Here is an 11,514-nt window from a genome sequence, read left to right as displayed (position 1 = left end):
TCGGCCCGGATCAGACGTTGATCGCGTCGGTCGTCACGGACCGCACCGGCTACTTCCGCCTGGAGGGATTGACGGACGGGGTGTTCACGATCGTGGCGAGCGTGTACGAGCCGACCGCGGTGCAGGTACGCGTCGTCGGCGGCCAGCCGAACGTCGCCGACATCGCCCTCGGCGCCATGCGCGACTCGATCGCCTCCTAGGACACCTTTCGACAGGAATCGCCGTCCCGCGCACTCAGCCGCCGGACGGCGATTCTCTGTACGACGACGAGCTACGTGACCGCGGGAACCCGCACCCGGCTACCCGCCCACAGCACGACGGCGACGAGCGCGACGAGCACCACACCGGAGCCGAACACGGTCGGATCGAAGGACCGCGCGGCGGCGGTGCCCGCCTCGTTACGCGCGGACCCGGCGAGGAACGGGACGACGAAGAGAACGGCCACGCCGAGCACGGCCTCGATCGTCGTGACCACCGGGAAGTGCCGGACCGCGAGAGAGACGACGGTGCCGTCGCCGCCCGCCGCCCGCGCGGCACGGATGCGGGGCAGCAGCGCGCGCGTGTTGTAGGCGCCGCAGCACAGCAGCACCAGCACGAGCAGTAGCTTGATCCCGAGCGCGCGACCGTACGGCGTGTCGACCAACTGAGCCGGGCTGCCCACGTGCACCCACGCCAGCCACGACCCCGTCACCAGCAGCGTCCCCACGGAGTACAGCGCCACCACGCTGAAGCGGCGCCAGATCCTCGCCCACTCCTCCCCGCCGTCCGTCGCACCGTCTCCCGACCGCGCGCCACGCCGCGCGGGCTGCGCCACCAGCGCGAGCACGATCAGACCGCCCACCCAGAGCGACGCGCCCACGATATGCAGCCCGGTCAACGCACCCCGGGCCACGTCGTTGCCATCCGGTGAGTCGAGCGGCACCTCACCGGCCGCGGGCGCGGCGACGGCGAGCACGAGCACCGCCCACGCGAGCCCGCGCGACGGACGCGCCGTGGCGGCGATCATCGCGACGGCCAGCACCGCGAACAGCCCGGTCTGGACCGCCACCTCGGCGCCGTCGGTGACGTCCACGTAGCGCGAGATCGCGGCGGGCGAGAACCCCGTGGCCAGCCCCGCCTTCGCCGACTTGGCCACGGCCGACGCGAAATGCAGCGCGACGGTGACGATCAGAAACGTGGCGAGGTACGGCAGGACACGCCTCAGTCGCCGGGCGACGGTGGCGCCCGGCGTCCCCTCGGGCAGGGCGAGCACCGCGAGGCCCAGGCCCGCGCCGGTCGCGCTCATGAAGCCGAGCCGATAGCCGGTGGCCACGAGCACGGTCCACGCCGTCGGGGTGGGTGGGGCGGCCGCCAACGAGGTCACGATCATAGGGTCACGTTACCTACGGCCGTCGGCCTTCTGCGCGGCGATGCGACCGACGTACCGGCGAGCGTCCCCGCGTCAGCGTGCGGACCCACCGCCGGGTGTCGGCGGGATCGATCACGTCGTCCAGCTCGAACACCGTCGCGGCGCTCAGGGCCCGGCCCCGCTGGTACGCGAGCGCCACCAGCTGGTCGAACAACTCCCGGCGGGCATCGTCACCGTCGGCGGCCGCCAGCTCCTTGCTGAACCCGAGCCGCACCGCGCCTTCCAGTCCCATGCCGCCGATCTCACCGGTCGGCCAGGCGACGGTGAAGTCGGGTGCGCCGAACGAGCCGGCGGTCATCGCCATCGCCCCCAGGCCGTAGCCCTTGCGCAGCACGAACGCACCGAACGGCACGGTCATCCGCGCACCGATCACGAACAGGCGGCTGAACCGGCGCACCGTCGCCGTCTCCTCCGCGTCGGGCCCCACCATGAATCCCGGGGTGTCGCAGAAGGACACGACCGGCAGCTGGAACGACTCGCAGAGGGTGAGGAAGTCGGCGAGCTTGTCGGCACCGTCGGCGTCGATCGCGCCGCCGAGGTGGCGGCTGGAGTTGGCGATCAGCCCGTAGGCGACGCCCTCGACGCGGATCAGTGCGGTGACGATGCCCGCGGCGTGATCGGGGCGGAGCTCGAGCACCGAGCCCACGTCCGCGACGGACGCGATCGCCGCGTGGATGTCATAGGCGCGCAGTCGGTTCTGCGGAACGACGTGCCGCGCGAGCCGCTGGTCCGGCGCCTCCCACTCGGGTATCGGCCCCTGGAAGTACGAGAGGTAGCGCTTGGCCAACTCGACGGCGTGGGCGTCGTCGCGGGCTACCAGGTGCACGACGCCGTTGCGGCGCTGCGTGTCGATCGGCCCGATCTCCTCGGGCCGGTACTCCCCGAGCCCGCCGCCGGAGATCATGGCGGGCCCACCCATCCCGATGTTGGCGTCGGGGGTGGCGATGATGACGTCGCAGGTGCCGGCCAGCGCGGCGTTGCCGGCGAAGCACCGGCCCGACACCACCGCGACCAGCGGCACCCGCCCGTTCAGCGCGCCGAGGGTGCGGAAGGTGGGGACGTCGAGCCCCGCCACGATCGGCAGGTCGGTGTCACCCGGTCGGCCACCGCCGCCCTCCGCGAACAGCACCACCGGGACCCGGTGCCGCTCCGCGAGTTCCAGCGCGCGGTCGGTCTTGGCGTGATTGCGCCAACCCTGGGTCCCCGCGAGCACGGTGTAGTCGTAGCTCAGCACCACGGCCTCGGCAGCGGCCGGCCCGAACACGTCGGCGCCGACCGTGGCGGTGCCGCACACCAACCCGTCGGCCGGGGTGTTGGCGATCAGATCCTCCTCGGACCGCCGCGTCCGCTGCGCGGCCAACGCCAGCCCGCCGTATTCGGCGAAGCTGCCGTCGTCCACGAGATCCGCGATGTTCTCCCGCGCCGTCCGGCGGCCACGCGCGTGCACCTTGGCGACCGCGGCGGGCCGGGCGGCGTCCCCGGTCGCGGCGTGGCGCCGCAGGACCTCGTCGAGGTCCGGGCGACCGGCGTCGAGGTCGTGTAGGTCGGGATCGACGGTGCCGGAGGAGGTCTCGGCCATGTCGTCGGCCGCGAAGGTGACGATCGGGTCGCCGGGCGCCACGGTACGGCCCGGCGCGGCCAGCACCCGACCGACCCGTGCGGCGACCGGGGCCGTCAGCACGTGCTGCATCTTCATGGCCTCGAGCACGGCGAGCTGCGCGCCGGCGGGTACCACGGCACCGGACTGCGCGACCTCGATCACGGTGCCCGCCATGGGCGCCCGCACCGCATCCTCGCCGGGGCCGGGCTGCTCCGCGGCGGCGAGGGGCCCGGTACGTCCACCTGCGTCGTGACCCACCCCGACCCCGTGCCCGGCCGCGAACAGCGAGTCGAGGCGGTCCGCGACGAAGTCGGTGGTGGCCGCACCGGCGGCCACCGCAGGGTCGGCAAGGATCGCGCTCAGCAGCGCGATATTCGTGTGGACGCCCTCCACCACGGTCTCGCCCAGCGCCGCACGGAGTTTGGCGACCGCGGTGGCATGCGACTGTGCCCGCGTGTGCGCGATCACCTTGGCGAGCAGCGAGTCGTAGCGAGGGCTGATGTCGAGCCCCGGCCGGCCATAGGTGTCTACCCGGATCCCCGGGCCGCTGGGCGGGGTGAACACCGTGAGGGTGCCGACGGACGGAGCCGGCGTGCCGTCGGGGCTCATCGTCTCGGCGCACACGCGAGCCTGGACGGCGATGCCGACGGCGCGGGCGGGTTCACCGGTCGCGATCCCCCCCGCGGCCGTGATCCCCGGCGGCAGACCGAGATCCGTCAGCCGCGCCCCCTGGGCGAGGGCGAGCTGCGCAGCGACCAGGTCGACACCGGTGGTCTCCTCGGTCACAGTGTGCTCCACCTGGATCCGCGGGTTCACCTCGAGGAACACGAATCCCGCGGCGGGCACCAGGAACTCCACCGTGGCGATTCCCCGGTAGCCGACGGACGCACACAGCCGAGCTGCGGCCGCGTGCATGGCGGCCCGCAGGTCGTCGGGAAGCGCTGCCGCGGGCGCGATCTCGATCAACTTCTGGTGTCGCCGCTGCACGCTGCAGTCGCGGTCGCCGAGCGCGCGGGCCCGCTCGCCGTCGGCCACGACCTGTACCTCGACGTGACGGGAGCGGGGCGAAAGCGCCTCCGCGAACACCGCCGGGTTCCCGAATCCGGCCTGCGCCTCCGCGGCGCACGCCGCGTATGCGGACGCCGCGTCGCCGAGCTCGCGGACGGCGCGCATACCCCGCCCGCCGCCACCGGCGACGGCCTTGATCATGACGCCGCCGGGGTGGCGCCGCAGCAGTTCCGCGACACCGTCGACGGTGGCCGTGCCCGAGGTGGCCGGCAGCACCGGCACCTCCGCGGCGACGGCCGCGGCGCGCGCGGCGGCCTTGTCGCCGAACGTCTGCAACGCGGCCGGGGCGGGACCCACGAAGATCAGCGCGGCGGCCTCGCATGCCCGGGCGAACGGCGCACTCTCGCTGAGAAATCCGTAGCCCGGGTGGACCAGATCGGCGCCCGCCGCCGTGGCCGCGGATACCAGCGACGCGATGTCGAGGTACGCGCCCGCGCCGGACGCGGGCAGCTCGACGGCGAGGTCGGCGGCTCGGCAGTGCGGCGATCCGGCGTCGTCGGCCGCGTACACGGCGACGGTGCGGATGCCGAGTTCCGCTGCCGTGCGGATGATCCGGAGCGCGATCTCACCGCGGTTGGCGATCAGGACGGTGGTCACCACGGATCCCCGTTCTCGGCGCGCACGGCCGCCCGGTCGAGCAGCTCACCCTTGCGGATCTTCCCCGTCGCGGTCATCGGCAGCTCGTCCACGACCTCGATGTCGGGGACCTTGTAGCCCGCCATGTTGGCGCGCGCCCACTCGGTGACCGCGGCGGCGTCCGCCGCGGACCCGGGCGACAGCGCGACGAATGCGTAGGGTCGTTGTCCCCGTGTGGGATCCGGCCGCGGCACCACCGCCACCGCCACGATGTCCGGGTGCATGCGCAGCAGCGCCTCGACCTCGGACGGGAAGACGCTCATGCCGTTCGTCTTGATCATCTCCTTGGTGCGCGCGAGGTAGTGGAGCGCACCCCACTCGTCGAGCCGGCCCACGTCGCCGGTGTGCAGCCAGCCGTCCCGCAGCGCCTCGGCGGTAGCGTCGGGCCGGTTGTGGTAGCGCGTGAGCAGCGACGGGCTGCGGACGATGATCTCACCCGAGGTACCGACCGGCACCGGAGCGCCGGAATCGTCCACGATCAGGATGTCCGTGCCGGGCACGGGGTGGCCGCAGAACACCGGATCGGTGGCGAGATCGGCGTCGCCGTCCTGGAATCCGAGGGTCGTGGTGTCCGCCGTGTGCGTCTCGGTCATGCCGTAGCTGGCCTCGCGCAGCACCCCGCCGGTGGTCGCCCGCCACCGGGCCCGGATCTCGGGCGTCAGCTTCAGCACGAACGAGACCGCGAGCGCGTTCCGGACGGTGGCGGCGCGCGCACCGTCGAAGCCGGGCAGGTCCATCAGCTCCACGTAGTTGTCGACGGTGCCCACCATGTCGGTCACGCCGTATCGCTCGATCAGCGCCAGCGCCGCCTCGGGGTCCCAGCGGGTCATCAGCACCACCGGCCCGCCGCCCACCAGCGGCAGCAGGATCCCGAAGTCCTCCCCCGCGATCCAGAACACGGGCAGGAAGTTCAGCGTCACCGAATCACCCTGTGCCACCTTCCGTCCCGCGCCGGCGAGGGCCGTCGCCGCCGTGTACACCATGTGCCGCTGGGTGTGCTCGCAGCCCTTGGGCATCCCCGTGGTGCCGCCGGTGTAGTTGAGCGCGGCGAGGGCGTCGACGTCGGTGGGGACCGCCGCGGCGGGCTCGCTCGCGACGATGCCCGCCCAGTCGGTCTCCGCACCGGAGATGGGGAACGGCACCGGCACAACGGGTTCCGTGTCCAACATGTCGGACAGAGCGGTGTAGGCCACGCGGCGCACACCGGTATCGGGTACCACGGTGGCTACCAGGTCGGCGAAGGTGTCCTGGGTCAGCAGCACACTCACGCCGGCGTCGGTGAGCTCATGGCGCAGCTCGTGCTCCCGGAACAGCGGGTTGATCGGCACGTGTACACAGCCGGCCTTGAGTACCCCGAGCATCGCGACGTGGAACTGGGGGCAGTTGCCGAGATGCACGCCGATCCGGTCGCCGTGCCGCACGCCGACGCCCAGTAGCCACCCGGCGAACCGGTCGGACAGCTCGTCGAGTTCGGCGAACGTGACGTCGCGGCCGTAGAACGCGATTGCGACGGTGCGGGGTCGCTCCGCCGCCCAGTGCCGCAGGTGATCGACCACGCCGCCCGCGACGGGGTGGTCGACGGTGCCGGGAACCGCTGCGGGCCGACACTTCTCCTGCAGCGCACGCACGTGGCGTGCGGCGTCGTCCAGTTGCTGGGCTCGGGTCACTTGTACCTCTCCTCGGGGCCGCGCGGCGCGCGGTCGTGCTCACCCGCCGGGGCGGGACCGGTCGAGACGCCGACGAGGCGCTCGGTGATGACGATGTGGTCGTCGATGAACCGCTCGCGCTCGGCCGCCGACGCGCGGGCGAGCCGAGCCGCGCCGATGGTGAGCGCATCGGACAGGGTGTCGACGATGCGGGCGGCCGGCACGCACGGGTCGATCGCGCCCGCAGCGTCGAGCCGCTCCAGGAAGCGCGCGAATCGACGCCGGGTGCGGGTACGTACGGCCTCCCACTCCCGGGCGACCACCGGGTCCACGCCGGCGCGGTGCTCGATCAGGGCGAGCAACGGCGCGTTGGCATACACGGCCCGCGCGAACGCACGCGTGGTGGCGGCGAGGACGTCCCGGGGGGACACGGCATCCACGTCGACCACCATCTGCGCATCCGACAGGGCTCCGCACACCCGCGCGGTGAGCGTCTGGAACACCTCGTCCTTGGAGGCGAAGTACGCGTAGAACGTGGGCCGTGACGTCTGCGCCCGCGCCGTGATCGTCGCCGCGGTGGTGCGCTCGTACCCGTCCTCGACGAAACAGCGGGCCGCAGCGGCGAGCAGTTCGTCGAGCCGGGGACCACCGCCCTCCCGCCGTGCCGACCGGGCCTGTTCGGCGGCATGCGATGTGTCCACCATCACACTGTGCATTGACGCGGACGTCAATGTCAAGACTTGAGGCCTGCACCACCGATGTGCCCGATGTGATCGCCGCCGCGCCCGCGGCGGGCGGCCTCAGCCCTTGTAGTCCTCGACCACCCGCGCCGACCGCAGCTGCGCGTCGTTCGGGTTCTGATGGAACTCGCGCGTGGCCCGCCGCTGCCGCAGCAGATCCCACAGCTGGTCGAGGTGCGTCTCGATGTCGCGCAGGCGCCGGTGCTCCGACTCCCCGTCGATCTCCCCCGTTCCGAGCTGGCGTCGCAGCTCGTGCTCGGTGTCGATCAGGTCCTTGATCTGGGCGTGGAGATCCGCGTCGGCCATGCGGTCATGATGCCAGAGGACGCCCCTACGAGGCCGGGGTGGCGGGTGGATCCACCCGCGGCGTCGACGGATTCGGCGGCGTGACCACCGGACGTGCCGCCGGGGTCGACGCCCCGGTCGCGCGCGGGTTCTCCGTCGCACCCGAGTTCTTCGTCGCACCCGAGTTCTCCGTCGTACGCGTGCCCGGAGCCCACGCCTTCCCCTCGGCCGGCGCGGCAGCGGGCGCCGACTTCGGTGCGGCGGGCGGGCGCGGCGCCACCACGGTCGCCTCGACGACGCGCCGATCCTGTGTGGGCCCGCTCATCGCGGACGCCCCGGCCCGTGCCGCGTCGGCGGCGGTGCGGATCGCGAACTTGGGGATGCTGGCGAGCACGTTGGTGACGGGCGCGGCCACGTTGTTCGCGGCACCCACGACATCCTGGATCACGGCGAGCTGCTGGTTCATCGACAGCAGTACCGGTGCGATCTCGGCCACCGCGTTGGTCATCTCGATCGTCCGGATCAACAGGCCGTCCTCGGCGATGATCGTGCTGATCACCCCGTCCTCCGCGACCAGCCGGTCGACGATGCCGCCGGGCGCGGTGGCCTGGTCGAGCGGGCCGCCCGGCCGGATCACCCGGTCCACCAGGCCGTCCTCATCGAACAGGTCGGCCACGCGGTCCACTGCACCCCCGGGCCCCACCAACCTGTCGATCGCGCCGCCGGGCGCGATCAGGTCGGCGCACCGGCCCAGGATATAGGGGACGTTCATCACGGCGGTCACGAGGTTGTCGCTGCGCTGCTGCCCCTTCGCGGCCTCCGGATCGACCTGGTCCGCCGCGAAGTGGACCACGTCGCGCGCCACGCCGGCCGTCTGCTGCGCCGCGGTGAGGCCGAGGTCGGCGAGCGCGAGGCCCAGCTTCGTAGGCCCTACCAGCGCCTTGGGGAACTCCATGCGGTCCAGCGTATCCCCAGTCGCACACAGCGGTCGCTCAACCGGACCGCCCCGGCGTCGGGCTCACGACGTAGGTCACCGTCGTCCCATCGGACGAGACGCCCACCGTCAGGTCGCCGCGCCGGTACACCGCGCCGAGCTCGCCTGCATCGAGCGGCGTGTCCGGGGTGACCGGGCGGAACCCGGCGGCGAGCAGAGCGCGCGACGCGGCCACCGTCGTACCGCCCGCAACCGTCAGGCGCCAGACCGGGTGCCCCACGTCGATCCGCTCGGCCGCACGCACCTGCCCCTCGACGGGAACCTGTGCCGATGGGAATCCGGACGGCAGCGCCACGCCGGCGGCGTCCCGGCCCCCGCAGGCACACGACAGGGCGGCGATGCACACGAGTGCACCCGCCGCCCCGCAGAGTCGGATCAGGGGATTCAGATGGTGATCTTCCCCGCGGCCAACGCCTTGAGGACCTTCTTCTCGCGCCGGGCCCGCGCGAAGCGGGACAATACGACCAGGGCGACCAGCGCACCCACGCCCGCCGCAGCAGCGATCACCGGCGGCCGGGTGACGGTGGCCACCACGGACGCCTTCGCGGATTCGGCGAGCTTGGCCGGGTCCGCGCGCTGGCCCAGCTGGTCGAGCGTCGCGGCCAACTGCTCGCGGGCACGCTCGATGTCGCGCTCGATGCTCTCGGTGTCACGTGGCACGTCGGCCTCCTGTACGTCACTCTCGGCCGGCCTGCCGAAGGCCTACCGGTGAAGCGGTCTCAACCTGCTGAACGGTACTGCGCTGCCGCAGCTCCCCGAGTAGACAATAGCCCAGTGCCGAACGTCGCCTGCACCTGAAGCCACTGGGCCAGCACCTGGCAGCCGGTCAGCGCGTCGTCCTCGTACCGCCGGCGGTGCAGCGGCTCGGCCGCATACGCCACGTGCCGGCTGCCGCGCGGGTTGACGACCCGCCCGGCGAACCGCAGCGTCGGCAGGTACCCGAGGATCTCCGTGGCGGCCGTGCGCAGCCGGCGCACGTCCCGCAGCCACTGGCTCCGCGCGAACACCGTCTTCGCGGCGTTCTGGAACAGGCCGACGCGATAGCGGGCCAGCGCGGCGGGCGCCCAGGCGCCGACGGTGGCCAGCGACAGCGACGCCGTGGCGTCCGCGAGGTCGCGCACCAGCGAGTCGCCGCTGGCGTTGCAGATCACGTCCTCGGGGTGCGACACCCACAGCACGGGGAGCGATTCGGGCACATACGGCCCCGGGCCCGCCACGCCGTAGCCACCACACCGCGGATCCGCACCGACGGGCTGGTGCGGGTCGGAGATCAGGCCCACGGCCAGCAGGCCGGGATGCGCCACCGCACCGTCGGCGATCGCGCCGAGCACGCGGCGGATCACCACGGCACCCTGCGAGTACCCGATCAGCACGACGGGGCCGTCCGCCTGGTCGAGCGCGGCGAGCAGGTTGGCCACGCCCAGCGCGACGCTGTCGGCGTAGCTGATGCCCGACCGTGCCGGAACCGGCCCGTACGACGCGGGATAGCCCACCCAGCGGGCGATGAACCGGTCGTCCAGCTCGCGGGTCACGTACCCGAGCATGCCGCCGACCTCGGTACGCGCGTCACCGTCGTACGACTCGCCGGTGCCCCCGACAGCGAGGACCGTCACCCGGCGGGGCGTCGCGCGAAGGGCCTTCGTGGTGTCCATGCGGCCACGCTGCCGACGGCGACTGAGACATCGCTGAGGGCCGACTGAGGTCGCCTGACAGACGCGCCGATCACGGCCCTGAGCTGCGAAGACGCCGACCGGCTGTGGGCGATTCCACAGCCGGCCGGCGTCGGTCCGGCGGTCACATCCCGCGCCGTGCCAGGCCGCGGGCACAGGTTCCGATCAGGTCGTCGGCAGCCCCACGTACTTGGTCACCAGGTACTCGTGGATCCCCTCCGAACCGCCCTCGCTGCCGAGGCCCGAGTCCTTGATGCCACCGAACGGCGCCGCCGCGTCGGAGAGGGCACCCCGATTGACGCCCACCATGCCGTACTTCAGGCCCGCGGCGACGCGCAACGTGCGCTGCAGGTCGCCGGTGTAGAAGTAGGACGCCAGGCCGTACTCGGTGTCGTTGGCCATCTCGATCGCCTCGGCCTCGGTGTCGAACCCGCGGATCGCGACGACGGGGCCGAAGATCTCGTCACGGACGATCCGGGACGTGGCCGGCACGTCGTCGAGCACGGTGGGCGCGTAGAAGTAGCCGTCGCCCGGCAGCTCGTGGCCGCCGGTGGTGACCCGGGCACCGTCGGCGACGGCCTCGGAGACGAGCGCGGCGACGTTCGCACGCTGCTTCGCGGTGATCAGCGGGCCCACGTCGACGCCCGGCTCGGCGCCCACACCGGTGGTGAGCGCGGCTATGCGGGCGGTCAGGCGCGCGGTGAACTCGGCGCGCACGGTGTTCTCGACGAGGAACCGGTTGGCAGCGGTGCATGCCTGGCCACCGTTGCGCATCTTGGCGGCCATCGCGCCGTCCACGGCGGCGTCGAGATCGGCGTCCCCGAACACGAGGAACGGCGCGTTGCCGCCCAGCTCCATCGACGTGCGCAGCACGCCGTCGGCGGCCCTCGCGAGCAGTGTGCGCCCCACCCCGGTGGATCCGGTGAACGTCACCTTACGCAACCCCGGATCAGCGAACACCGCGTCGGCCACCACCGTCGGGGTCGAGCAGGGCAGCACGGCCAGCACTCCGTCGGGCAGGCCCGCATCGGCGAACACCTGCGCCATCCGCAGCGCGGTAAGCGGCGTGGCCTCCGCGGGCTTGACGATCATGGTGCAGCCCGCGGCCAGTGCGGGTCCCACCTTGCGGGTGATCATCGCGAGCGGGAAGTTCCACGGCGTCACCGCGAAACACAGGCCGACGGGCTCGTGGGTGACCAGGATCTGGCCGTTGCCGGCCGGGGCCGGGCTGATGCGGCCGTTGATCCGCACGGCCTCCTCCGAGAACCACTCGAGAAAGCTCGCGCCGTAGGCGACCTCGGCCCGGGAGTCGGAGAGGGGCTTGCCCATCTCTGCGGTGATCAGGGCGGCGAACTCCTCGGTGCGCTCGATCAGAGCGTCGAAGGCGCGCCGCAGGATCCGCGCACGCTCGCGCGAGGGGGTTGCGGCCCAGGCCGGGCCGGCGGCGTGCGCGGCGCGCAGCGCGAG

Annotated in this window: 11 protein-coding genes; 1 reads left to right on the top strand and 10 read right to left on the bottom strand. The window is 72.8% G+C overall.

Going from position 1 to position 11,514, the window contains the following annotated elements:
- Window positions 1–200: hypothetical protein (locus ABD908_RS24605; RefSeq protein WP_345001033.1), on the top strand; the 200-nt coding region annotated here is incomplete at its 5' end.
- 71 nt (window positions 201–271) lie between these two features.
- On the opposite strand, the gene ABD908_RS24600 is transcribed toward ABD908_RS24605, so the two are convergent.
- The 10 genes from ABD908_RS24600 to ABD908_RS24555 form a co-directional block, all read right to left on the bottom strand.
- Window positions 272–1,363: a copper resistance D family protein gene (locus tag ABD908_RS24600; protein ID WP_345001031.1), complete on the bottom strand. Its 1,092-nt coding sequence runs from the start codon at window positions 1,361–1,363 to the stop codon at window positions 272–274.
- 19 nt (window positions 1,364–1,382) lie between these two features.
- On the bottom strand, window positions 1,383–4,676 hold the full coding sequence (locus ABD908_RS24595) for an acetyl-CoA carboxylase family protein (protein ID WP_345001029.1): 3,294 nt from the start codon (window positions 4,674–4,676) through the stop codon (window positions 1,383–1,385).
- Window positions 4,670–6,379: an AMP-binding protein gene (locus ABD908_RS24590; protein ID WP_345001027.1), complete on the bottom strand. Its 1,710-nt coding sequence runs from the start codon at window positions 6,377–6,379 to the stop codon at window positions 4,670–4,672. The genes ABD908_RS24595 and ABD908_RS24590 overlap by 7 nt, the downstream gene beginning before the upstream one ends.
- A complete protein-coding gene (locus ABD908_RS24585) occupies window positions 6,376–7,062 on the bottom strand; it encodes a TetR/AcrR family transcriptional regulator (protein ID WP_345001025.1) in 687 nt (228 codons plus the stop codon). Before ABD908_RS24585 ends, ABD908_RS24590 begins: the two co-directional genes overlap by 4 nt.
- Before the next feature lie 96 nt (window positions 7,063–7,158).
- On the bottom strand, window positions 7,159–7,404 hold the full coding sequence (locus ABD908_RS24580) for a DUF2630 family protein (RefSeq protein WP_345001023.1): 246 nt from the start codon (window positions 7,402–7,404) through the stop codon (window positions 7,159–7,161).
- A gap of 25 nt (window positions 7,405–7,429) precedes the next feature.
- The gene (locus tag ABD908_RS24575; RefSeq protein WP_345001021.1) at window positions 7,430–8,338 is read right to left on the bottom strand and encodes a hypothetical protein; all 909 of its coding nucleotides are present in this window, start codon (window positions 8,336–8,338) and stop codon (window positions 7,430–7,432) included.
- Between the two features lie 37 nt (window positions 8,339–8,375).
- Window positions 8,376–8,723 carry a hypothetical protein gene (locus ABD908_RS24570; RefSeq protein ID WP_345001018.1) on the bottom strand — a complete coding sequence of 116 codons (348 nt, stop codon included), beginning with the start codon at window positions 8,721–8,723 and terminating at the stop codon, window positions 8,376–8,378.
- 38 nt (window positions 8,724–8,761) lie between these two features.
- On the bottom strand, window positions 8,762–9,037 hold the full coding sequence (locus ABD908_RS24565) for a DUF3618 domain-containing protein (RefSeq protein ID WP_345001016.1): 276 nt from the start codon (window positions 9,035–9,037) through the stop codon (window positions 8,762–8,764).
- A gap of 59 nt (window positions 9,038–9,096) precedes the next feature.
- Window positions 9,097–10,029: a PE-PPE domain-containing protein gene (locus ABD908_RS24560; RefSeq protein WP_345001014.1), complete on the bottom strand. Its 933-nt coding sequence runs from the start codon at window positions 10,027–10,029 to the stop codon at window positions 9,097–9,099.
- A 183-nt stretch (window positions 10,030–10,212) separates the two neighbouring features.
- On the bottom strand, window positions 10,213–11,514 hold a 1,302-nt coding region (locus ABD908_RS24555), incomplete at its 5' end, for an NAD-dependent succinate-semialdehyde dehydrogenase (RefSeq protein ID WP_345001012.1).

This window comes from Tsukamurella soli (assembly GCF_039541155.1).
Classification (GTDB): Bacteria; Actinomycetota; Actinomycetes; order Mycobacteriales; family Mycobacteriaceae; genus Tsukamurella; species Tsukamurella soli.
This window is presented reverse-complemented; position numbering and strand designations above follow the sequence as displayed.

Excerpts from the sequence above, each read along its gene's own strand:
- ABD908_RS24585 (WP_345001025.1), bottom strand. The coding sequence starts at position 7,062 with ATGGTGGACACATCGCATGCCGCCGAACAGGCCCGGTCGGCACGGCGG.
- ABD908_RS24580 (WP_345001023.1), bottom strand. The coding sequence starts at position 7,404 with ATGGCCGACGCGGATCTCCACGCCCAGATCAAGGACCTGATCGACACC.
- ABD908_RS24575 (WP_345001021.1), bottom strand. The coding sequence starts at position 8,338 with ATGGAGTTCCCCAAGGCGCTGGTAGGGCCTACGAAGCTGGGCCTCGCG.
- ABD908_RS24560 (WP_345001014.1), bottom strand. The coding sequence starts at position 10,029 with ATGGACACCACGAAGGCCCTTCGCGCGACGCCCCGCCGGGTGACGGTC.